Genomic DNA, 23,518 nt, shown 5'->3' on the forward strand with positions numbered 1-23,518 from the left:
TGGCGCGGTCAACGGTTGGTTCATTACTGTTGCTCTTGTTGCTAAACCGGGGGTTATTCCGGCTGTTGGGTATTGATTTGCGCATCGCGCAGCAAGGCGGCGAGTTCCATTGCTGTTTTGACGTGCATTTTTTCCAGAATGCGCGCGCGGTGTACTTCCACCGTTTTCATGCTGATCGAAAGATCATCGGCAATTTGTTTGTTCAGGCGGCCAGTCAGGATCAGCTTCATCACCTCGCGTTCACGCGGCGTCAGCGTGGACAAGCGGATTTCTACGGCGTGTTTGGCTTGCCACTGATTGCGGCGCGTGGTGTCGGCGCGCAGACAGCTTTCGACCAGATCAACAATTTCGTTATCGCTGAAGGGTTTTTCTACGAAATCTGCCGCGCCACCTTTCAGTGCGGCAACCGCCATCGGTACGTCGCCGTGACCAGTCAGAAACACGACTGGCGGGGTATAGGCATACTCCTTCAGGCGTTCAAACAATTCGGTGCCGCTCATGCCGGGCATGCGCACATCCAGAATCAGGCAGCTAAAGCGCTCGGGCGCGTAGTCAGCAAGGAACGATTCCGCTGAGGCAAAAGCTTGTACCTCGTGATCGCGGGTAGAAAAAAGCCAGGCCAGTGCGTCACGCAGGGCGTCGTCGTCGTCCACGATCGCGATGCGGCCGAAGTTGTTGGCTTTCATGGGTTTGCTCCTTGAGTCATGATCAATGCACGTTCCGTGAGGTGCGCCTTTATAACGCGTTTGTGACGACCAAAAAAGTAGTTTCCGTTTTTCGACTACAAATCTTGCTCAACCAACCCTTCGTCCGTTGTTGGGAACGGTACCGTAAAGATGAAACGCGTACCACCACCAGGATTTTCTTCCACCCACATCCGGCCGTGATGATGTTCGATAATGGATCGGCAAATATTCAGGCCAATGCCCATACCGGTGTCTTTGGTCGAGAAAAATGGCTTGAACAATTGTTCGCGTTGTTCGGGCGCAATCCCCACGCCACGGTCAGCAATCGTCACCCGAAGCATCTCGTCATCACGCGACAGGCCAATGGCCAGGGTACGCCGGTCACGCGGGGTGGCATCCATGGCTTCCAGCGCGTTCTTGATCAGATTGAACAATACTTGTTCCAGCATCACCGCATCGGCATAGATGGGCGGCATGCCTTCGTTTTGGGCAATGGAAATCTCCACGCCGCGCCGCACGATCTCGTGCCCCAGCAAGCCGAGCACGGTTTCCAGCAGCGTGTTGATGTCACAGCGCTGCCGCCGCGGCGCGCGACGTTGTACGAACTCGCGAATGCCGCGAATGATGTGGCCAGCGCGTTTGGCTTGTTCGCCCATTTTGTCCAGCGCCTGGCCCAGCTGCGGCAAATTTGGCGCAGTGCTGGATAGCAAATTGCGGCAACCCGAGACATAACTGGCAATGGCACCGAGCGGCTGATTCAGTTCGTGCGCCAGGCTGGAAGCCATTTCACCCATGCTGATCAGGCGGCCGGTTTGTTGCAGCGCTTCGTTTTGTTGGCGCTCGCGCTCGCTGGCGCTCTTGAGTGCGGTGATGTCGGTGGCAATCTCCAGCCATACCGCAGAACCATCCACCCAAGTGCTCTGGCGACTTTTTACCTGATACCAGTGATCGCGATAAGTGTCGTACCACTCGGCATCCACCGGAGGCTCGGCCCGGCGCACTACCAGCGGCACAATACAGCAGCGTCCGCGCAGATCCGGCAACTGAAAGGCGCGATCGAACTGCAGATTGGACATCAACAATTCGCCGGTTTCAGCATCGGTGACCGCCACCGACGCATCCAGGCCATTCAGTACCGCCACAAAGCGTTCGTGCGAAGCTTGCAGCGCTTCGCGCTCGCGGCGGATTTCAGTTACGTCATGCAGCGAGCCCATCCAGCCAATGTGGTGACCATCGCCATCGACCAGGCGTGAGGCGTGGATACGCACGTCAAAGCGTTCGCCATTACGGCGCATCAGTCGCACCATAAAACCGGATGGCTCGACATGTCCCGCAACAATGGCATCGTAAGTGGCCTGGCAGCGCTCGATTTCTTCGGGCGGCCAATATGGCATCGGTGGACGCGTCTCACGCAGTTCTTCGGCGCTGTAGCCCACCATCTCGCCAAAGGCGCGGTTGGTGTAAATGATGCGGCCACGGCGATCGAACGCGATCATGCCGGACACCAGCGAAGTGTCCACCGCATGGCGAAATGCGACCTCGGCCTTGAGTTGTTCTTCCGCCTGCGCACGCACCTTGATCATGCGATTGAGCGCGGCGGTGGAAGCCAGCATGGCGATGGCCAACACCAGCATCAATGCAGGCAGGATGTCACCGGTGGCGGAAACCGACCCGGCGTAGAGATCGCCCTTGAGCTTCATCTCCAGCGGCGGCGCTGTGAGCTGAATGGTGTGGCTGATGCCGGTGGTGTCCAGTTGCCGCTGGAACTTGGCAGCGAGCGGATGACCGTTCGCGTCGATCAGCGATATCTGGTAGCGCTGGGCAATCCACCACGGCACCTGTTGCTGCAGCAGCGTATCAAGCGCAAACACCGCAACAATAAAGCGCCGCCGATCTGGCGTGGCGATGGCGTAAGTGACTTTGGGTTCGCCATGAGAAACCGACACCTCACCCCAACCGCCAGCGCCCTCATAGGGTACGGACCAGTTGTTCTGGGTCGCGGCATGCCACAGCACCAGACCGTGTCCGTTCTGCACAGAGAAACTGGCAATCTCCGGACTGGACTGAATCAGCGACTGCACGCGGGCCTGGAATATCGGCTCGCTTAGATCGGTGATATTGAGCGTTGCGGCCAGCCCGGCCAGCGATTGCAAATCGAACGTGATCTGCTGTTCGATGGCTTGTTTTTGCCACAGCAGATCCTGTTCCAGCAAGGTAGAGCGCTGACTGGTTGCTTCGTCACGCGATTGCAAAAGCCAGGCTGCGAAAGCCAGCGTAAACACGCCGGCCAGCAGCCCAGGAATCAGTGGAAGCCAGCGCGCGAAGCGATGGGGTGAACTCATGCACCGGGTTTTACTGCATTCACCAACGGCTGTCCATTTTGATATGCAGTGATGTTTTCCAGTACGGTATGCGCGATGGCGGCCAGCGCCTCATCCGTCAGAAAACCCTGGTGCGAGGTGATCATTACGTTGGGAAAGGTGGTCAGCCGCGCCAGCATGTCGTCTTTGAGCGCCTCATGCGATAGATCCTCAAAGAACACGCCTTCTTCGTACTCATACACATCCAGCCCGACACCAAACAACTGGCCGGTCTTCAATGCCTTGATCAAGGCTTTGGTATCAATCAACCCGCCACGACTGGTGTTGATGATGACCGAGCCCTGCTTCATCTTTTTCAGCGTAGTGGCATTAATCAGATGTTGGGTTTCCGGGGTCAGCGGCGCGTGCAATGACACGATATCGCTCTGCCCCAGCAATGTATCCATATCCACAAATTCGCAGCCGATCTCGGCAGCACGCTCGGCTGACGGAAAGCGGTCATACGCCAGCACGCGGCAGCCAAAACCCTTGGCGATCTTCATCGCTGCCACACCGATCTTGCCAGCGCCAATCACGCCAAAAGTGCGGCCATGCAGGTTGAAGCCAACCAGGCCATCCAGCGAAAAATTGCCTTCGCGAATACGTTGGTAGGCGCGATGCGTTTTGCGTACAAGCGTCAGCAGCAAGGCGAACACGTGTTCGGCCACCGCTTCAGGCGAATATGCGGGCACACGCGTCACCGTGACACCAAACTCGGCGGCGGCGGCAAGATCGACGCCATTGAAACCGGCGCAACGCAATGCCACATGCCGCACGTTCAAACGGGCCATTTCCTGCAACACGGCACGATCCAGCCGGTCGTTAACGAACGGACATACCACATCAAACCCAGCCACCAGCGGCACTGTGGTGCCATTGAGCCGATCTTCAAAGAAGGCCAGTTCGTAGCCAAATTTCTTGTTGGCGGCTTCCAGCCCCGCCCGGTCATAACGTTTGGTATCAAAAACAGCGATGCGCATCCACTTATCCTCAGGGCAGCGCCCGACTTAATTGCCCCAGCCCAGCGAAGTATGGGCGCACTGCAAGGTGCGCTCACGCCAGAGGTGGCCTTCCAGTTGGCGAGCAATGGCACCGACATCGGTATCCGATCGATCAATCGTTACCAATGCTGCGGTGCGTTCCCCCAAGCCTTCTGCCAGCGTGATTTCACCCATGTCGGGCACACCCAGGTCGGCCAACATGGTACGCACTTCATCCACGGTAACGTCTGGCGGCAGGTTGCCGAGCATGATTTGAGCCATGGGAAACACTCCTTGATAGAAGAAAATTGATAGTCGAAAACCAGTGTAGGCGGATTGTCGGGCTAGCGAAACGCGGAAAATGCATTTTGATTGGTGGAGCCCGCCCGCGTGGGCTGGCTAAGGCTTGCGGCCGGCCTTGCTGCGAAAGTGCGCATACTTGCTGCCGCGAGCGGCATGGGCCATCCAGCCTGGTGCCACCGCTTCCAGCGCGGTAGGCTTGAAACCTGGAATATCCGGGAAAGGCTGATCAGTCACATTATCGACGCGCATCGAATCCAGATTGTCACGACTCAGCGGTGGATTAGGCAGCAAGGACATCGCCGCAGCCTGCAACCGCGCCGCCCAATCCGGCAATGGCAATACCGGGCGCGCATTCCCACTCACGCGACCGGCATAGCGCACCAGTTCGGCCAGCGTGTAGACCTTGGGGCCAGCCAGATCGAAACTTTGCCCGATCCAGTCGCGCCGATGCAGGGCAGTCTCAAACACCCGCACCACATCCTGCACCCATACCGGCTGAAAGCGGGCATGCGCACCGGCTAAAGGCAGCAACGGTGCCAGCTTTTGCAGTTCAGCAAACAAATTGAGGAAGCGATCCTCTTCACCAAATACCACCGATGGCCGAAAGATGGTCCAGTCCAGTTCGCTTTGCCGCACCAATGCCTCAGCCGCGCCCTTGCTGCGTTGATACATTGATGCCCCGGCCGGGTCCGCGCCCAACGCGCTCATGTGCAGGTAGCGTCGGCCGCCATTGGCCTGGCAGGCCGCAATGATATGCCGCGTCAGTTCGACATGAGCCAGCTCAAACTGTCGCTGGCTGCCTTGTAACAAGCCAACCAGATTGACCACCACTCGCGCTTCGCGAACCAGGCGCTTGAGCACAAGCGGGTCGTGTACGTCGGCTTCGATCAGCTCAACCCGTGGCAGCGTCAGCAGATGCTCCCGGGCGCGTTCGCGATCCCGGGTGGGAATGGTTACCGGATAACCAACACGACACAACCGTGCGGCCAGAGCGCGGCCGATAAAGCCGCTGCCACCAATCAACAGTACCGGGTGCAGTACCAGACTCTGAACCATGCGCACTCCTTGCCCGCTTTACCCCTGCAATCAGGGGGCGTCGATGGTCGCCGCATCTACGTTTTTGCCCGGAATCGGCGCCAGCCGCGTGTGGAAAGATTCGGACTCGCCAAACGATGCCCCGTACAACTGGGCGTTGGCCATCACCTTCTTTACGTAGTCGCGGGTTTCTTCAAACGGAATCGTTTCAATATAGACAATCGGGTCCAGCTGCCGCGTGTCATCCTGCCACGCTTTCGCCCGCCCTGGCCCGGCGTTGTAACCCGCAGTGGCCAGAATGGCCTGACCACCGAGGCGGTCCAGAATATAGCGCAGATAAAACGCGCCATATGCCACATTGGTGTCCGGATCAGTCAGGCTGCTGATATCCAGTTTTTTCTGGCCGTTTTTCTTGCCCACCCACTGCGCAGTGGAAGGCATCAATTGCATCAAACCGCTGGCCCCTGCGCCCGAGCGGATGTCCGCCACAAAGCGGCTTTCCTGCCGAATCAAGCCGTATACCCAGGCCGGATCAAGATTCTGCGCCCGCGCTTCGCGTTCGATCTGCTCGCGATAAGGCGTCGGGAAACGCATCACCAGACCCGATAGCGGTTTGGCGCGTTCAGCCGAATAGATCGAGCGATCATAAATTTTGTTGCGTGCGGCCAAGGTAGAAGCGGCGACCAGTTCTTGCGGGCTCAGATCACGCATGGCCCAGTTCCACTCGCGATTGCCCTCAACCCGCCAGTTCTGGCCGAACAGCGCCAGGGCTCGCACCACGCCCGGCTTGGCGCCTACGGTTTTGATTTCAGTGTCCGTCGGCAAATAGGGCGATGGCGTGGCTTCCAGCGCCGGACCGGCTTCTTCACGGGCGAGCAAGGCATAGAAATCATCGCCGTCAGACAATTTCAGCAGGATGGGTGCGGCCTCCTGCGCCCGATTGGCACGTTTGAGAGCCTGCGCATACCAGTAACGCCAAGCGTTTTCGGCGGCTTGATCTGCCGGCATGGCGGCAATGCGATCGAGCACGGCGGTCATGTCACCCACGCGCAAAGCGGCGCGCACGGACCATGCCCGACCATCGGCATCCAGGCCATCCAGTCCGCCACGGCTAAACCAGCCGCTGGCTTCTGGATGCTGTTTTTTGGCAGCGATTTCGGCAATTTGCTGCCAGCCATACCGGCGATCTGCTTCGGGCAGTTTTTCTCTGAGGCTATCCAGCGCTTGTGCTGCGGCATCCGGGTCGGTGCGGGCGATGCGCTGAACTGCAAACAGCGCCACTTCGCGACCTGCGCGGTGGCTGTAATCCAGCTTGCCCAAGGCTTTTTGCGGTTGCGAATTGGCCTGCCCCAACACGCGCCCGGTCAATTCGGACGGAAACCCGACTCGCGGCGCCAGCTGGGTGGCAAAGTCGTTGCGCCCAGCCGACAAAGCCATACGGATGCGTAGCCAGGCATCTTCTTGCGTTAGCTGCCCGGCAGAAAACAGACTCTCGAAGATGGGGCCACAACTTTCCGGCTGACCTTTATCGGCAAACCAGAAGCCGCGCAATTTGCTCAAATCTGCGCTGCCGGTAGCCGCGATACGGGCTTGGGCATTCAGGCACTGCAAATCAAGCGACGGTGAATCCAGCTTGGGAAACTCGACCACGTAATGCGCCCAGTCCTGGCGCCGACCCAATTCTTTTAGCCAATCCTGACGCAGCCGTTCGGCCAGCGGCGTGCCGTCAAACCGGGCAAAAAAAGCGTCCACGTCTTCTTGTGCCACGGTATTCAGTTGGGTACTGAGCAAGTAATAACGCGGGTACATCTCCAGCGGGTCGTTCTGCGCGTTGTCAGCCATGCGACTGAGCGCCGGAATATCGCGACTGCGGGCGGCTTCACGCAGCGCGGAGAGATCAATCTGGGCATGGGCGCCGATGCTGGCAACCAACAGGCAAAGGAATACGGGAAGTTTCATGAAACCGGCGACTCAACGGAATGGGATGGCGCGAAAGTGCAGATTTGAATACAGCACTGGCTTTGCCGAAGCATAGGGCATGCCCCGCACCGTGTCACAGGTCATTTTTGTGTCAGCAAGTACGAGGTTCAGGCTAGACAAACCACTCGATCACACGTTCCCCATCCTGAACGACACACCATTCCATTCTTGTAAGTGCCGTCCTGCAAATTGCTACTGCAGTAGTGCACGCACCGCGAGGTTGATCCCGGCACCACCAGCAATCAGCCAGACAAACAGCGTCGTCGCCAGTAACAGTGGTTTTACCCCCGCCGCCCGGATGGCGGTGATGCGGGTATCCAGCCCCAGAGCGGCCATGGCCATGGCCAGCAAAACGGTATCCAGTTGCAGCAAAGCGTTGACCATCGGCTTGGGCACCCAGCCCAGCGAATGCACGCCCGCCATGACAATGAAGATCAGTGCGAACCACGGAATGGTAATGCCGCCGCTGGCTTTCTCTTCACCCGCTTGCGGAGCCCGCGCCACCCACCAGGAAACAAAGACCAGGAACGGAGCCAGCATCATGACCCGGATCATTTTGGCAATCACGGCCGTGTCCGCCGTGGCCGGACTGACCTGGCTGGCTGCCGCCACAACTTGCGCCACTTCATGGATGGTCGAGCCGGTATAGATACCAAATGCCTGCGGCGTAGCCAGCAAACCCAGGTGCTGGGCCAGCGGGTAAAGCGCCGGATACAGAAACATGGCCGCAGTACCAAACACCACCACGGTCGAAACGGCGATGGTGACAGTCGAAGGTTTGGCCCGCAGCACAGGTTCAGTCGCCAGCACGGCGGCGGCACCACAGATCGCGCTACCGGAGCCGATCAACAGCGCGGTTTGCCGATCCAGCCCAAAAATCCGCGTACCAGCCTGATAAGCCAGCACCAGCGTACTGGAGAGCACCAAGCCGTCGATCAGCACAGCGGAAATACCGACCGCGCCAATTTGCTGAAATGTCAGACGAAAGCCATACAGAATGATCCCCAGCCGCAGCAGTTTTTGCTTGGAAAATTTCACCCCCGGCCCGCAACGCTCACCCATGGCGGGATAAAACGTATTGCCCAGCACCATGCCACCGACGATGGCTAGTGTGAGTGCGGACAAGCCGGTGGATTGCATTGCTGGCAGGCCAGCCAACCAGCTGGCCACCGCAGCGAATAGCAACGTCAGCAACAACCCGGGCGCATGCTGTAACAGCGCCATGCCCCAGTTGGCGTAAAAAAGACTCGCATCGGCCAACGCATGCTGGTTAAGTGCTGGATTAGCTGTTTTGCTAAGGGAATCCACGGTTTGCCACCTGGCTACAGAAAAGACAAACCCATGTTATTCAGTTTGGTTATATATTAATAACCAATAGTTTCATTGAGACTGATCGGAAAAATCGATGATCAAACTGACCTTGCGTGAACTGGAAATTTTCCTGGCTACCGCGCGCGCTGGCGGGGTCACCGTTGCAGCGGAGCAGGTAGGGTTGTCGCAGTCCGCAGCCAGCAGCGCCTTGGGCGAACTGGAACGCCGCCTTGGCGTGCAATTGTTTGATCGGGTCGGCCGCAGGGTAGAGCTTAACGAACACGGACGCTGGTTGTTGCCCCAAGCCGAAGCCTTGCTCGCACAGGCCCGCGTGATTGAAGAACGATTTCGCACCGATGCGCCGGCACGATTGCGTCTATATGCCAGTTCCACCATCGGCAACCGCGTATTGCCAGAATTGGTCGCCCGTTTCTTGCAACAGGCACCGGACAACCGCATTGAGCTGGCCATTGGCAACACTGCCGATGCCGTGCAGGCCGTGGCGGAATATCGTGCAGACCTCGGGCTGATCGAGGGAATCAGCGATGACGGGCGTATCACAGTGGAACCGTGGTTACGCGATGAACTGGTCGTAGTGGCGCCACCGGACCATACCTGGGCCGGTCAATCCGTGTCGCCCACCCAGCTGGCCACGGCGCGCTGGTTATTGCGCGAACCGGGATCAGGCACGCGTGAGGTATTAAGCGGGGCATTATTACCGCTGGCGGGCAGTCTGGAGGTGGCGCTGGAATTAGGCACCAGTGAAGCCATCAAGGGCGCAGTGCGCGCAGGATTGGGCCTGGCTTGTTTGTCACACCGGACTGTTTCAGGCGAATTGGCTCGCGGCGAGCTGATTGCGCTGGCCACGCCAGAGCTGGATTTAACCCGCCATTTTTATCTGATCCGCGCCCGCGATAAAATCCCCACGCAAGGCATGCAGCGCTTTCACGCCTGGTGCATGGCGCTACTTGCCGAGGAATCTCCTGGTACAGCGAGCGCGGCAAAATAGCCGAAAACCGCCAAATACAAGTAGAATCAGCGGGTTTAGAGTCACCACGCCCACCGGGCCGAGAACTACGCAATGCTGACCTTTCAGGAAATACTGCTTACGCTGCAAAGCTATTGGGCCCGCCAGGGCTGCGCGCTATTGCAGCCTTACGATATGGAAATGGGTGCCGGTACTTCGCATACCGCCACGTTCTTGCGCTCCATCGGCCCAGAGCCGTGGAATGCCGCGTACGTGCAACCCTCGCGTCGCCCCAAAGACGGCCGCTATGGCGAGAACCCCAACCGCCTGCAGCACTACTATCAGTTCCAGGTGGTGCTCAAGCCTTCGCCAGACAACATCCAGGACTTGTACCTGGGTTCGCTGCGCGAACTGGGCGTTGACCCGACCATACATGACATCCGTTTTGTAGAAGACGACTGGGAAAACCCGACACTGGGCGCCTGGGGCATGGGCTGGGAAGTCTGGCTGAACGGCATGGAAGTCACCCAGTTCACCTACTTCCAGCAAGTGGGCGGTCTGGATTGCAAGCCGGTGTTGGGCGAAATTACCTATGGCACCGAGCGTCTTGCGATGTACCTGCAAGGTGTAGAAAACGTCTATGACCTGATCTGGACGCGTTATCCCGATGGTCAGGAAGTCACCTATGGCGACATCTATCACCAGAATGAAGTGGAGCAATCCACTTACAACTTTGAATACTCCAACGTTGAATTGTTGTTGAGTCTGTTCAACAGTTTTGAAGGTGAAGCCCGCACCCTGCTGGAAGCCGGTTTGCCGCTGCCAGGCTACGAGATGATCCTGAAAGCCGCGCACACCTTCAACCTGCTGGATGCACGCGGCGCGATTTCGGTGACCGAACGCGCAGCCTACATCGGCCGTATCCGCACGCTGGCGCGCATGGTGGCGCAAGCCTATTACGACTCGCGCGAAGCACTGGGTTTCCCCATGTGCAAAACGCCGGTCTGAGGCCGACGCCGATGAGCGCCATGCGTCGTCTTGTCTTTGCCATATCTCTGCTGGTCATGCTGGCGGCGTGTGGCAAGTTTGACGACGGCACCACTGCTCCGCAACCCGTGCCCACGCACGGGGATTGGCGCTCCTATGGCGAAATGGAAGACTTTGAAGTGCTGGCCGATATCAAATCGATCTCGCACAACGAGCGCGACGCCGATTCGCAATACACCTATGTGTGGATGCTCCAGCACTTCAAACAAACCCAGGTCGATGGCACGTCCAAAGGCGAGTACCGCAAAAAGTACATGCGCCAGGCCATACACTGCCCGAGCGGGCGCATGGCCGGTATTGCCGTTGAATTGCGTACCGAAGACGATGAAATCGTCGCCCGGTATGACGTCCCCGGTTATCAGTGGGAGTTTGAAACTCCCGCTCCCGATACTTATGGTTCGGACTTCGTGCGTCAGGTCTGCCTGATCGAGAAGCACCAGGACCAACAAGCTGAAAAATCGAACGAGTAAATCACGATGTCGCAAACCCTGCTGATCGAACTTTTCACCGAAGAACTGCCGCCTAAGGCACTCCCGCGCCTGGGCGCTTCGTTCGCGCAAACGCTGTTTGACGAACTGAGCAAACTGGGCTTCGTGGACAAAGACGTGGAGTTCCACCCTTTCGCCAGCCCGCGCCGTCTGGCGGTATCGATCCCCAACGTGCTGGCAGTGCAACCGGAACAGCAAATCGAAAAGAAAGGCCCAGCCGTTGCTGCGGGCTTCAAGGATGGTCAGCCTACGCCAGCGCTGGCCGGCTTTGCCCGTTCTTGCGGCGTAACGCCCGAGCAACTGGAAAAAACCCACGACGGCAAGCAGGATATTTTTGTTTTCCGCGCCACCAAGCCGGGCGAGCCATTGTCTGGTGTGCTGTCTGGTCTGGTCGAACTGGCGCTCAAAAAACTGCCCGCGCCCAAAATGATGCGTTGGGGCAATCGCGATGGTCAGTTTATCCGCCCGATTCATGGCCTGATCGCCCTGCACGGTAACGATGTGATCCCGGCTAAAGCGTTGCATCTGGATGCAGGCCGGGTGACGCGTGGACATCGTTTCTTGTCGACAGGCGAAATCAGCCTGAGCAGTGCCGACGGTTACGCCAGAACCCTGTACGAAAACGGCAAAGTGGTCGCCAGTTTTGCCGCACGCCGCCATTTGATCGAAGATCGTCTGACCAGCGCCGCGCACGCCATTGATGCCACCATCGCCCCGTCCGACGGTTTGCTCGACGAAGTCACCGCGCTGGTTGAATGGCCTGTTGTCTACACCGGAGAATTCAGTGCGGACTTCCTGAAAGTACCGCAGGAATGCCTGATTCTGTCGATGCAGCAACATCAGAAATACTTCCCGCTGCTCGACGCCAACGGCAAGCTGCTGCCGAAATTCCTGGTGGTATCCAACCTCGAAACCGCCGACCCATCCAACATCATCCACGGCAACGAGCGCGTGTTGCGCGCACGGCTGTCTGATGCGCAGTTCTTCTTCCAGCAAGACCAGAAAATCAAGCTGGAAGGCCGCGTGGGCAAGCTGCATCAAGTGGTTTACCACAACAAGATTGGTAGCCAGTTTGAGCGCGTGGAACGCCTGACCAAGCTGGCCGGTGAAATCGCCGCCGCTTTGGGTGCAGACCGCAAACTGGCCGAACGGGCCGCCTACCTGGCCAAGGCCGATCTGGTATCCGATATGGTCGGCGAGTTCCCGGAACTGCAAGGCATCATGGGCATGTACTACGCCCGCATCGACGGCGAAGACGAACAAGTCGCGCGCGCTATCGAAGGCCACTACCACCCCCGTTTTGCCGGCGACACGCTGCCGGAAGGCCCGATTGCCCTGGCCGCCGCGCTGGCCGACAAACTCGAATCCATCGTCGGGATCTATGGCATTGGTTTGATCCCGACCGGCGACAAAGACCCGTTCGGCCTGCGCCGCGCCGCCTTGGGCGTGCTGCGCATGTTGCTGACCTTGCCGCTGAATCTGAAAGCGTTGCTGGTCAGTACTGCGGCCACCTTCCCGGCGGGCGTGGTTAGCGCCAATGTGCCTGATGGCGTGTTTGATTTCATGCAGGAACGCCTGAAGAACTATCTGGCGGCCGATTACCCGGCGGCCGATATCGAAGCCGTGCTGGCGTTCAAACCGGCCCGCCTTGACGACATCCAGAAACGCCTGGCGGCAGTGGCCGAGTTCAAAGCGCTGCCAGAAGCCGCTGCATTGGCAGCAGCCAACAAGCGTATCCGCAATATCCTGAAAAAAGTGGAAGGCGAGATTCCGGCATTGAATCCGGCCTTGTTTGCCGAGCCCGCAGAAAGCGCTTTGCATGCCGCCGCCCAAACCATTACCGGCCCGGTCAACAATGCACTGGCGGCGCAAGACTTTACCGGTGCGCTCAAGCAATTGGCCGCGCTCAAAGCGCCGGTCGATGCGTTCTTTGATGGCGTTATGGTCATGGCAGAAGATGCCGCTGTGCGTGGTAACCGACTGGCACTGCTGGCGGGTCTGGCTGAGTTGATGAACCGTGTGGCAGAGCTGTCGCTGCTGGCCGAATAAGCTGTGTAATGCGAACCGCGCTCAGCCAATCCAGCTGGCGCGGCCAACCTGAATGGTCATGGCCCATATGCAACTTAAACTGCTGATTCTTGATCGTGATGGGGTCATCAATGAAGACGACCCCAACTACATCAAATCACCCGCCGAGTGGATTCCCATCCCCGGCAGCCTGGAAGCCATTGGCGAGCTGACACGGGCGGGCTGGTCGCTGGTGGTCGCCACCAATCAATCCGGCGTGGCTCGTGGCTATTACAACGTGGAGATGCTTAACCGCATCCACGCCGCCATGTACAAAGCAGTGAACGAGGCCGGTGGGCATATCGACGCAGTATTTTTCTGTCCGCACGCACCTGAAGATCAATGCACCTGTCGCAAGCCACTGCCCGGCATGATCCTGGATATCGTACGGCGCTATAACATCCAGCCTGCCGAATGCATCATGGTGGGCGACAGTCAGCGCGACCTGGAGTGCATTGCCAACGCAGGCGGCAAAGCCATTCTGGTACGCACCGGCAACGGCGCCAAGACCGAAGCCGCAGGCAAAATGCCAGCAGGCACACTGGTGTTCAACGATCTCGCCGCCGTGGCGCGGCATCTGCTCACAAGCAACTGATTAATCCGTTCGCGCACGCGAATCAGCAAGGAAGTACCCAAGTCATGGTGTTGTTGCGCTCTCTCATTTACTGGCTGTTCTTCAGCATCGTTACCCCGCTGTACGCCCTGCTGTGCTTTCTGATTTTGCCGCTGCCGCCCAGAACCCGCGTCAAGATCATCTCGACCTGGTGCGTGACTCTGCTGTGGTTGCTGGAGCGCATTTGCGGCCTGAAATACCAGGTAACCGGCCGCGAGAATATCCCGCCAGGCCCGGCAATGATCATGTGCAAACACCAATCCGCTTGGGAAACCTTGGGCTTGCAATTGGTGTTCCCGCCGATGGTGTTTGTGGTGAAGCGCGAACTGTTCAAGATTCCGTTTTTTGGCTGGGGCTTGCGGGCTGCCGCGCCTATTGCCATTGACCGCTCTGCCCGCGCCGAAGCCCAACGTTTGTTGATGGAACAAGGCCGTGACCGGGTTGCGGCCGGTTTGTGGATCGCCATTTTCCCGGAAGGCACGCGTATTGCGCCGGGCCAGCGAGGCAAGTACAAACAAGGCGGCGCCCGACTCGCTAGTAGCCTGGATATCCCGATCGTTCCCGTGGCGGTCAACGCTGGTGAATTCTGGCCGCGCAACTCGTTCCTCAAATATCCAGGCGTAATCACCATGGCCATTGGCCCGGTTATTGAAACGACCGGACGCACGCCCGACGAACTCATGGCCGCAGCGGAAACCTGGATCGAAACCGAACAAAGCCGCATCGAAGGTGCCGGCCCATGCTTTCCCGGAAATGAGCAAGCAAAAGCTTGAGTTGCAGAACGGCGAGATGCTGGAGTACGAACTGACTCGCAGCGCCCGTCGTCGATCAATCGGCCTCAAAGTAGACCGCTCCGGGCTCACGCTGGTGATCCCCACTCGCGCTACCTTGGCCGACGCCGAGCGGGCCATCCGCGCCAAGCTGGCGTGGATACGCGGGCACCTGAGCAAATTGCAAAACCTGCCGCAGGTTACGCCGAACCCTTTGCAGGCTGGCGCCACCGTCCAGTGGCTAGGCCAGCCCTGCCAGATCATCGCCCCTGCCCCACGCAGCAGACTCTCCGATCAAACTCTGGCACTGGCCAGTAAAACCGGTGAGCCTGCAGCCGTACTGGCTGCATTTGTACGCTTCAGCCAAGCCGCAGCGCGCGTCTATTTTGCCCAGCGCGCCGCCTTCTTTGCGCCATTGATGCGGGTCAGCCCCAAGCGGGTCTTGTTGACCTCCGCCGGGACGCGTTGGGGATCATGTACTGCAGCCGGCGATGTGCGTATCCATTGGCGCCTGATGCAAGCGCCGCCAGCCGTAGTGGACTACGTCATCGTGCATGAGCTGGCGCACTTGCGAGAGATGAACCACTCTCCCCGCTTCTGGGCCGAAGTCGAAAAAATCGTGCCCGACTGGAAAACCCAGCGACAGTGGTTACGGCAGCACGGCAATGCGCTGCATGGTTAGCCTGTAGAGTGAACCTGGTTTACACAAAAAAAGGCCGCTTTATGCGGCCTTTTTAATGGCGAGCGCCTACCGCTCAAGGCAGAAGCCGAATCGATAATGCGGCGGAACCGGATTTACTCCAGCAATCGGCATCAGCGCTATAGCCCGTGGGGCTATCCTTGGTTCCCGTCGCGCTGCTACGGATTTCGCCCGTGGTGGGATCACCATCGTCAAACTGCTGATCGAGTGCGCATACGTAACGAATATCGACCACTTTTTCGTCCAACCCTTGCGCAACCAGCCAGCTAGAACCTGCTGCTGTGCCACCTTTGCCGTCTTCGCCTTTAGCCACCGCCCACAAAACACCACCAGGCATCTTCTGGTCAGCAGCAGCTAACAGTCTGCTGTTCTGGATCAGCATGCTCCAGAATTGCGAGGCTTCTGCTTCACCAAGTATCAAACCATCTTTGGGATTGCTGGCGTCGCCAACGCACTCGGCCGGAGTCTTCGCCGCGCTGCTGCAGCCATCTCCCGGGTATGCCTGATAACGTTCAAAGAAGACCTGCATGGCGGTCTGAATTTTGCTGGAACTGGCGTAAATGCTTTTGACCCGCGCACCATCAATCAGGTCTTTACCCTTAAACGCCATGCCCAACAACAAGCCTACAATAACCAGTACGGTTGCCATCTCCACCAAGGTAAAACCGGCCTGGCGCGAGTGGCCTCGATACGTAGAGTACCTCATAAAATCTAACTCCTCATTTTCATTTGTGCGGTTGTAACTACCTGAAAATGCAAGGAGTGCTGGCGTATTTCTGTGGAAACGTTGCTTGTAGTTATTGGTTAGATTGGCGGCGAGCCGTGTTACGGCAATCTGCCCGCACTAATTGCCTCGGCAATCAATTGACTGGGGTTGATCCACTCAGTCAAATCGTCATAGGCGTTGGTGGCGGGCTCATCAATGCGCGGCTTGCTGATGAACATTTTGCTGTCACTGGCATTTACCAACTCATCCGCATTCCCTTTGCCTTCAAGCGGCCCGGGGCCATGGGCGCCGTGCGACACAATCACCACGGCAACCGCGCTTGCGAGGTAGTCCTGGCTATTGGCGCTGGGGTAGATTTCCAGGTCCCCCAGCGTGAGCAGATGAAATACCATTCCCGGCGCCAGCAGGACTTCTTCAGACTTGTTGGTATTCGGCCCGGCAAATGCCTCGCTAACCCGATAGGTAAACGGCCTGCCCCAAGCGTCCACGTGCCCCAATCCCAGCGTCGCCCATGGCAAGTAACCCTGCAGATAGGCACATCTACCGGTGGTTGCTTCACGCATTTCCAGCCCGGTCGCCTCCGCGCCAACTTGCGCGGCACAGGGCAAGCGGCCATTGCGCACCGCATACCCGAGCAAGGTTTGCTTGATTGCCGCGAGTTGATCTTGCGTGGAACGTGCGCGTTGCACCTCTTGTGACAAGCGGATCGCCCCCAGAGCACCGGCCATCAGTAGCCCCAGCACGGCCAATACCACCGCCATTTCAACGAGCGAGAAACCATTGTGGCGCGGTGAAGCCATTGTCTGATCCAGGTTTTAGCCAGCGGTAAATCCGGTCATTGCTGGACAGCGCGGGAACCGCCAGCATTTCTGTTTCGCCAGTCTGCGTTTGCCATCCTTGCTGATTGATCACGCTATTCAATGCACCGGTTCGAGGATCGACAAACCCCGGCACAGCCTCCAGATAATTGGCGAGACTGGATTTATCCGTGGAGGTGCTCCGAGCCTGGCCAGACAGCGGCCAGCCAGGGCTGACCATGATCGCGTCAGCGCGCACCGGCCCGCTAGTGGTAACAATTGTTGATGACACACTGCAACCCGTTGCCGGTGGCGCAATTGCATCGGCGTTCACGCTGTAATAAAACTGCTGTTCCCAGCGATTGCGATACAGCCATTTGAAGCGCTCGGTCGCGTTGGCGCCTACCTGCTTGCTCACCTCGTTAATCAGCCAGATCGATTTGGGCAAGCGCCCACGACAAACCGCCAGATCGGGCACGCAATCATTGGCGTTGGTTTTTGTCGCAATATCGACGCAGGCCGGGTCATCAAACCTGGCTGGATGTGGCAGTTTTCCGGCTCCTTTGTACAGCCGCCACCATTCCAGCAGGCGTTGATAATCCCGCAATGCACGCAGCGAAACCGCCTGCATCAATTCGCTACGCCGGATCACCGCCACCCGGTCATTGAGGATCAATTTTTGCCTGGCGTCGCGAATATCGCCGCCGACAAACGCGCCTTTGCTCATATCCAGATTGCTGAAACTACCGTCTGTTGTACTGGCACTTTCGAGATAGTTAGATGCGTTGACTTTGTCTGCCGCAGTGCCACGTTTTTGGTTAGGCAGCGCCACACCCGGTGCAAAAATGACGACGACTGCAGGATCAGTCTGGGCAGTTAGCGCGCTGTGCGCGGGCGCATTCCACGCCTGAAACCAGGCGGATTTGGGTACGAAATCCGGATTGAGAATACTTGAGTTACTTTCTTCAAAGCCTTCCACGACAGCCATCCACAAGCGCTCGCCGCTGCCGTCCAGAAAAGGGGCGTGCAACATTGTCCGGTGGGCAATACGCCCCAAGCGCAAAGCGGCTTTCGTGCATGTTCCCGCCGCATCGCCCTGATAACCCGCACGGTCACTAGCGGGGTCTTTGCTGTCCGGGCACGGAAAAGCGCCGGGACGCGCCAGATTGGTGGAACCCGAACCACTCAGCCCACCGTTTTGCACTGACCACGCCAGCAATGCGCTGCGGGCATCCGCCAAGGCCCGGCGGGTTACTTCCTCGCGCCGTTCTATCGGATTGACTTGTGCCAGAAGACTTTGGATCTGCCAGAGAAACACGCCGCACAGCAACGTCAGCATCAGCAGTGCAGTAACGCCGCGCTGGCATCGCAATGACCGTGGGGCTGAACGCCGGTAGCGGTTCATGGCCCCTCCTGCCATTCATCACCGACCCGCACATGCGCAGGGACAGATATCACAGGTTGTGATGCCGCATCGACCCAATGCCGAATGTGTCCGTCAGCAATTGTTTGCGCACTCAAAACATGAATAACGCTTACGGCGGGCATAGATGCGATGGTCATGGCCGCGCGTTCTTGCTGCGAATAAAACAACCGGCCCCACTCGGCAGCCACGGCTGGCAATGCGATACACAAGAGCAGAATCACGACAGATTTCATGGCTGCAACGCCCCGCCAGGCACGTTCGGGCCAAAACCGATCACTTCGCCGGAGCAATGCATAACAATGCCGGACGGATGGTCTGTGGTAGTGCTTCGAGTAAGGTGACACGTCGACACATCCAGCCAGCCCGGGAGGGTTTCGAGACGAGACCAGAACCTGGAGAGTGCTTGCTCATGCATGAGCCAGACATCGAACTCCAGCGCCACTGCCACCAAACGCCACGCCCCTTGAACTGGCCCTGCAGGCAGGGGTTTGGCAAATTGTGAATGGATGATTTCGAATTGCCCATCAACCGCCCCTGCCACCCAGTCCTCTATTACTTTGGCATCTGCAGGTTGCAAGGCGCCTCGTTCAGCCAGTTGTTTGAGCCGCGCGCGGTCCTCGGCACTTAACCAGACCGGTTTGGGTTGCTGCTGGCTCTGCTGGCGATATTCAATCCATTCGTCCTGCGCATGTTGCAGCGCAAGCAAACGCCATGTGGCTACTCCAGCCAGAATCAGGGAGGCCAGCACTAGTGCGCTACTCGCCAGATAAGATCGCACTAAATGCCTTTGCATTACCGTGCACCTGCGGGATGTAATGACGCAAAGGCAATCAACCAGTGCCAGTGCCGATTGGACTCAGGCCTGGCATCTGCTACTGCAGGAGCTGTTCTGGACACTGCTGCCGCACCTTGTTCCAGCATGCTTTTTTTGAAAGTGTTAAACGTTGAGGTCTCACTGGAGCCGTCATCGGCAAGCAGCACGAGGCGCAATTGCCGCTTTATCCCCGCAGCAACGACATCAGCCTCGTCAACGGGCTCCCAATCCACCGCGTCAAGCTGCAATTGGGGGAATGCCAGTAACACCGTACTGAGCGACTGCAAAGCCGACTGCATATCCGGAATATCGGCGGGATATTTGCGGAACAGTTGCACAACTGCCTGATCAATATGGGCGTCAGACTCTGCAATCAGCGCTCGGGGCGGCTGGGTTGGCATCAGCAGGCCTTTCATTTCAGCGCGCACCTGTATTGAGTAAGCAAGCAGGAGCCCGCAATAAATACCGCTGAGTACCGCTATTCCCCAATTGGCCACGGCAAACCGTCGCGCTAACTGGTATCGCCGTTGCACCACCAACAAATGTGCAGGGAGTGGCAAAGCATTGCGAACCAAGGCCCTTCGCTGCAAAAGTCTGGACCTGCTATTTTTTGGTTCTGACTCGACCACCAGTTGGTGGGGCGGCATCCCCGGAAACACGGGCAGCGATGCGGCGGGCACTTCCGTCAGTTGTTCCGCAATATTGTGAGAGAGGCGGATCACCAACTGCTGCTCAGTGCCCAGCAACATCCGGCTCTCCAGATGAGCACAGGTATTGGCAATATCCTGCGCCAAGCCGTGTGGTGATTGCTCGTCCGTCTCCTGGCAAAGCCGGGTAAACAACGCCAGCCCATCTCGGGCGAGTACGTGGCGCACGCCACCACCGAGACCAGGAAGCACCCATAACTGTGGCCCCACCGCTTTGTAACGGATAGTGGCTACGAGGTCAGCGTAAAAACATACGCAGTCGATCACGTGCCCAGCGGCGACCAAGCCATCCAGCAGGTCTGCTATCAGTGTCGACTGCGCCATGCCACCGAAGACTGCCATTGTGGGTGTTACGCTTGGCATACTCCGGCCCGAACCTCCTGGACAACCAGGGAATATCTGTCGGGCCCGACTCTGCAGATAAGACGAGTAGTCCCTTTTTTTCAGCACCGGCAACGGTTCGATCAGATAATCCTGCTCAGGCAAATCAAGCACGATTGTTACCGGCTCAGCTTTTAGCGGTAGGCAGGACAGGACTTGAGCCAGCATGTCGGCCTGCAGCGGTATTTGCGCATGCCACTGCCAACGGGCGCCGGCACAGTGACCCGTACGAACAAATGCAGCGCCAACCATCACCACTGTTTTTGTTCTCATCGTAATCGACCCAGGTTATCGAACACCGGGCCCAACACGGCGAGCATGATCCAGCCAAGCAAACCACCCAGAACGACGGTTATGCAGGGTTCGATCAGACTATGGATACGCTGGGCAATCAGCTTTACGTCGCGCTGGTAGTAGTGGGCGACCTGGCGCAGTGCTGCGCCCAAATGGCCGGTTTGCTCGCCGGTTCGCAGCATTGCCATCAGTAAGTCAGGCAGCAAAGAGGTACTCGCAAATGCCTGCCCCAAGCTGGCTCCTTCTTCGATGCGCAAGCGGGCTTGCTGCAGGAGCGCGCGTAACTGGATGCTGGTCACTGCCGATTGGGCAATTCTCAAAGCATCCAGTAGCGGCACGCCGGCGTCGTAAAGCAGTCCCAGGCTCTGGGCGTACTGCCCCAATGCGCTCTTGAGTCTGAGCGTGCCAAGAAGTGGCAAATCGAGTAAAAACCGGTCACAGCCAGCCGCAACTCGGGAGCTCGTTTTGATTGCCCAGATCAGACCCGCAAGGCTCGTCAGCGCAAGTGACAAGATGGCCCAGCCGTAGTGACTAAGTAATCCTGTTGCGAGCAGCAGTGCCCGCGTGGCCAACGGTAATTTCCCACCAGTGTCCGCGACAAAATCCTGTACTTGCGGCATCACGCTGGTTAGCAAAAATAACGTGGCCGCCAGCATCACCGTGGCGGCAAAAACCGGGTAGTAGAAAGCCTTGCCAGTTTGCTCGGCGACTTCATCGCGCCACAGGAAATAGCCATGCAAATCAGCCAGCACTTCCACCAGTTGTCCGCTGGCTTCGCCCGCCCTCACCCCATTAAGCAGCAGTGGCCCGAAACACGTTGCGTGCGTCTCCAGTGCTTGGGAAAACGTTGAGCCCTCGTGAATTTGCTGCAGCACAAGAGGTACTGCATCTGCCAGAACACCCGCAGCCAATGCATTGCGCAATTGAGTCAGGCTATCGAGTAATGGAATTCCGGCCTGCAGCATCTGGCTCAAATGAAAGCAGAAATCAGCCAGATCACGCCAGCGCGCAGTTTTGCGGCGGAACACGCCCAAAGCGTTGCCCTGCCGTTGTGCCTGCAGCAGCGTCAGACCGCTGGCCTGCAACTCTTTTTCCAGCTCGACGTGTGAAGCAACATTGCGTTCACCCCGGCTAGGCCGGCCTTGCTTGTCGATGGCGTGATAGCGGTAGCGCATGGGCAATCACCGCAAAAACTGGGCTGAAAAGTCGGCCACCCGACAGGCTTCAGCCGTGTCCGTCTGGCCGGACAACACCTGGTTAATCAATTGCTCCTGCAAGGGCTGAAAGCCAAGTTGGCGAGCCATATCCAAAGCCTGCATGCGTTTCGCAGGCTGGAGCAGCAATGCGGCCAGTTCCGGCACCACAAACAATTGCTCCATGACTGCAAGACGGCCGCGATACCCACTGTCGCCACATCGTGGGCATCCCACCGCGCGATATACCGGGCTCTCAGGCGCGCTTTCCACAATTCTCGCCAAGATAGCGTCTGCTGCTACTGGTTCGCGGCAGGCTACACATAACTTGCGCACCAGACGCTGGGCTATGACTCCCAGCAAATTTTCGGCCAGCAACGCAGGGCTTACCCCCAGATCCAGCAGGCGCGGAACTGCCCCGAGCGCCGAATTGGCATGCAATGTCGCAAACACCAGATGCCCTGTCATGGCGGCCCGTAAAGCCACGGCGGCAGTCTGAGCATCCCGGATTTCACCGATCAGGATAATGTCCGGGTCCTGACGCAGCAGCGCACGGACACCCTCATCGAAATCCAGACGCGAGCCTTCACCCATTGAACTCTGCCGGACCCCGTCGAGCTTGTATTCGACCGGGTCCTCCAGCGTCATGATATTGACGCGCTCGCTTTTGAGATGAGCCAGAATTGAATACAAGGTGGTGGTTTTGCCAGAGCCGGTCGGGCCAGTCATCAAGATCAGCCCCGCCGGGCGCTGGATCAGTTGCAGCAGTCCTTTCAACGCTTTGGGTGGCAAACCCAACTGGTCTAACGCAAGCAAGCCGCGATTGCGCTCCAGCAAGCGCAACACCAGGTTCTCACCCGTTACCGTCGGCATGCAGGCGGCGCGAATATCCAGTTGGCGATGGCCGCAATCCACGCTGAAGCGTCCATCTTGCGCTGCCCTATTTTCCGCAATATCCATCCCGGCCAGCCCCTTGAGCCGCACTAGCATCATGCTCCAGAATCGCTCATGTACCACACGCACCGCGCGCATGACGCCATCGACCCGATAACGGACGCGCACAAACGCAAGTTCTGGCTCAAAGTGGATATCAGATGCGCTTTGTCTGGCCGCATCCTCAATAAATGCCTGTACGAGCGAGCCCACCCGCCCATGACCGGTTTGGGCCTGGTCTGCAAGCGCGTCAATTTGGTCGAGTAAAGCCTCAATGCCCAACTCACGTGGATAACAAGCATCCAGGCGCAAGGCCAGGCGAGATTCGCTAATCAGCCTCGCCTCGACCCGGCGCGCCTGTGGCACCAGCCAGCGCAACCGATCCAGCAGCATCGGTTGGTTTGGGTCAACCAGACCAATCAATAACGCCGCCTCAATGGGCTCCCAGGCGATCGGATAAAAACCGTACTGCCGGGCCACCGCTTCTGGCACAAGACCAATGGCAATATCGTCCGCAACAAAATGTTCAGGTGCTGGCATCGCGTTAACGTGTTGCTCAGCCAACGCCGTATCCAGTTGCTGTTCAGACAAGAATCCGAGCAGCAAGAGTTGCTGTCCAATCAGCAAACCGGTGCGCCGCTGTTCCGCCAGCGCGATTTGCATCTGATCCGCAGCCACCCATTGGCGCTCCAGCAAATAACGGCCGAATTGCCCCACTTGCATGCGATGTGTGGTCATTGCTTGTCTGCCCTGGCGCCGAGGGTGGAGGCACTTGCCCGCAGCGCGTTGTGGCGCTGTAACCAAGCGGTATATCTCGCTTGGTGCTGGGCAGAGGTTTCTGTCGCAGATATCGATATTTGCGGGGCTGCTGGTGCTGTCGGCCAACGCAGGCCGGACACTATGGCGAGCAGAAGAAAGATCGCGGCAACGACCAGACGT

The 23,518-nt window shown here is 58.2% G+C and carries 22 protein-coding genes; 7 read left to right on the forward strand and 15 right to left on the reverse strand.

From position 1 onward, the window contains the following. Nucleotides 1–53 precede the first annotated feature (53 nt). The 7 genes from N7220_RS07780 to N7220_RS07810 form a co-directional block, all read right to left on the reverse strand. Nucleotides 54–686, reverse strand: coding sequence for a response regulator transcription factor (locus tag N7220_RS07780; RefSeq protein ID WP_283150887.1), 633 nt, complete (start codon nt 684–686; stop codon nt 54–56). A 95-nt stretch (nt 687–781) separates the two neighbouring features. Continuing rightward, entirely contained in the window at nt 782–3,028 is a 2,247-nt protein-coding gene (locus N7220_RS07785) for a PAS domain-containing sensor histidine kinase (RefSeq protein ID WP_283150888.1), read from the reverse strand. Further along, nucleotides 3,025–4,026 (reverse strand): 2-hydroxyacid dehydrogenase, encoded by a 1,002-nt coding sequence (locus N7220_RS07790; protein WP_283150889.1) that lies wholly within the window; start codon nt 4,024–4,026, stop codon nt 3,025–3,027. Before N7220_RS07790 ends, N7220_RS07785 begins: the two co-directional genes overlap by 4 nt. Before the next feature lie 27 nt (nt 4,027–4,053). After that, nucleotides 4,054–4,308: an RNA-binding protein gene (locus tag N7220_RS07795; protein WP_283150890.1), complete on the reverse strand. Its 255-nt coding sequence runs from the start codon at nt 4,306–4,308 to the stop codon at nt 4,054–4,056. A 117-nt stretch (nt 4,309–4,425) separates the two neighbouring features. Beyond that, complete coding sequence (locus tag N7220_RS07800) at nt 4,426–5,385, reverse strand: complex I NDUFA9 subunit family protein (RefSeq protein WP_283150891.1); 960 nt, start codon at nt 5,383–5,385, stop codon at nt 4,426–4,428. A gap of 30 nt (nt 5,386–5,415) precedes the next feature. Next, nucleotides 5,416–7,323 carry a lytic transglycosylase domain-containing protein gene (locus N7220_RS07805; protein WP_283150892.1) on the reverse strand — a complete coding sequence of 636 codons (1,908 nt, stop codon included), beginning with the start codon at nt 7,321–7,323 and terminating at the stop codon, nt 5,416–5,418. 213 nt (nt 7,324–7,536) lie between these two features. Continuing rightward, nucleotides 7,537–8,652, reverse strand: coding sequence for a YeiH family protein (locus N7220_RS07810; protein WP_283150893.1), 1,116 nt, complete (start codon nt 8,650–8,652; stop codon nt 7,537–7,539). 97 nt (nt 8,653–8,749) lie between these two features. On the opposite strand from N7220_RS07810, the gene N7220_RS07815 reads away from it, so the two are divergent. The 7 genes from N7220_RS07815 (at nt 8,750) to N7220_RS07845 (ending at nt 15,289) form a co-directional block, all read left to right on the forward strand. Then, on the forward strand, nt 8,750–9,664 hold the full coding sequence (locus N7220_RS07815) for a LysR family transcriptional regulator (protein ID WP_283150894.1): 915 nt from the start codon (nt 8,750–8,752) through the stop codon (nt 9,662–9,664). Nucleotides 9,665–9,736: 72 nt separating this feature from the next. Then, the gene (gene glyQ / locus N7220_RS07820; RefSeq protein ID WP_283150895.1) at nt 9,737–10,630 is read left to right on the forward strand and encodes a glycine--tRNA ligase subunit alpha; all 894 of its coding nucleotides are present in this window, start codon (nt 9,737–9,739) and stop codon (nt 10,628–10,630) included. A gap of 20 nt (nt 10,631–10,650) precedes the next feature. After that, nucleotides 10,651–11,139: a surface-adhesin E family protein gene (locus tag N7220_RS07825; RefSeq protein WP_283150896.1), complete on the forward strand. Its 489-nt coding sequence runs from the start codon at nt 10,651–10,653 to the stop codon at nt 11,137–11,139. A 6-nt stretch (nt 11,140–11,145) separates the two neighbouring features. Then, nucleotides 11,146–13,206: a glycine--tRNA ligase subunit beta gene (gene glyS, locus N7220_RS07830; RefSeq protein ID WP_283150897.1), complete on the forward strand. Its 2,061-nt coding sequence runs from the start codon at nt 11,146–11,148 to the stop codon at nt 13,204–13,206. A gap of 58 nt (nt 13,207–13,264) precedes the next feature. Then, nucleotides 13,265–13,819, forward strand: coding sequence for a D-glycero-beta-D-manno-heptose 1,7-bisphosphate 7-phosphatase (gene gmhB, locus N7220_RS07835; protein WP_283150898.1), 555 nt, complete (start codon nt 13,265–13,267; stop codon nt 13,817–13,819). Between the two features lie 44 nt (nt 13,820–13,863). Then, a complete protein-coding gene (locus N7220_RS07840; protein WP_283150899.1) occupies nt 13,864–14,610 on the forward strand; it encodes a lysophospholipid acyltransferase family protein in 747 nt (248 codons plus the stop codon). Next, a complete protein-coding gene (locus tag N7220_RS07845; protein ID WP_283150900.1) occupies nt 14,591–15,289 on the forward strand; it encodes a M48 family metallopeptidase in 699 nt (232 codons plus the stop codon). The genes N7220_RS07840 and N7220_RS07845 overlap by 20 nt, the downstream gene beginning before the upstream one ends. A gap of 73 nt (nt 15,290–15,362) precedes the next feature. Here the strand turns inward: N7220_RS07845 and N7220_RS07850 are convergent, their stop codons facing one another. The 8 genes from N7220_RS07850 to N7220_RS07885 all read right to left on the reverse strand — a co-directional run bounded on the left by N7220_RS07850 (nt 15,363) and on the right by N7220_RS07885 (nt 23,317). Further along, nucleotides 15,363–16,013: a type II secretion system protein gene (locus tag N7220_RS07850; protein WP_283150901.1), complete on the reverse strand. Its 651-nt coding sequence runs from the start codon at nt 16,011–16,013 to the stop codon at nt 15,363–15,365. Nucleotides 16,014–16,132: 119 nt separating this feature from the next. Then, nucleotides 16,133–16,834 carry a prepilin-type N-terminal cleavage/methylation domain-containing protein gene (locus tag N7220_RS07855; RefSeq protein WP_283150902.1) on the reverse strand — a complete coding sequence of 234 codons (702 nt, stop codon included), beginning with the start codon at nt 16,832–16,834 and terminating at the stop codon, nt 16,133–16,135. Next, nucleotides 16,797–18,236: a hypothetical protein gene (locus tag N7220_RS07860; RefSeq protein ID WP_283150903.1), complete on the reverse strand. Its 1,440-nt coding sequence runs from the start codon at nt 18,234–18,236 to the stop codon at nt 16,797–16,799. The genes N7220_RS07855 and N7220_RS07860 overlap by 38 nt, the downstream gene beginning before the upstream one ends. Next, entirely contained in the window at nt 18,233–18,490 is a 258-nt protein-coding gene (locus tag N7220_RS07865; RefSeq protein ID WP_283150904.1) for a hypothetical protein, read from the reverse strand. The genes N7220_RS07860 and N7220_RS07865 overlap by 4 nt, the downstream gene beginning before the upstream one ends. Continuing rightward, nucleotides 18,487–19,050 carry a hypothetical protein gene (locus tag N7220_RS07870; protein ID WP_283150905.1) on the reverse strand — a complete coding sequence of 188 codons (564 nt, stop codon included), beginning with the start codon at nt 19,048–19,050 and terminating at the stop codon, nt 18,487–18,489. Before N7220_RS07870 ends, N7220_RS07865 begins: the two co-directional genes overlap by 4 nt. Next, entirely contained in the window at nt 19,050–20,327 is a 1,278-nt protein-coding gene (locus N7220_RS07875; RefSeq protein ID WP_283150906.1) for a hypothetical protein, read from the reverse strand. Before N7220_RS07875 ends, N7220_RS07870 begins: the two co-directional genes overlap by 1 nt. A 101-nt stretch (nt 20,328–20,428) precedes the next feature. Further along, a complete protein-coding gene (locus tag N7220_RS07880; protein ID WP_283150907.1) occupies nt 20,429–21,628 on the reverse strand; it encodes a type II secretion system F family protein in 1,200 nt (399 codons plus the stop codon). Between the two features lie 6 nt (nt 21,629–21,634). Further along, nucleotides 21,635–23,317 (reverse strand): GspE/PulE family protein, encoded by a 1,683-nt coding sequence (locus tag N7220_RS07885; protein ID WP_283150908.1) that lies wholly within the window; start codon nt 23,315–23,317, stop codon nt 21,635–21,637. Nucleotides 23,318–23,518: the final 201 nt, after the last annotated feature.

Source organism: Silvimonas soli (assembly GCF_030035605.1).
GTDB lineage: Bacteria > Pseudomonadota > Gammaproteobacteria > Burkholderiales > Chitinibacteraceae > Silvimonas > Silvimonas soli.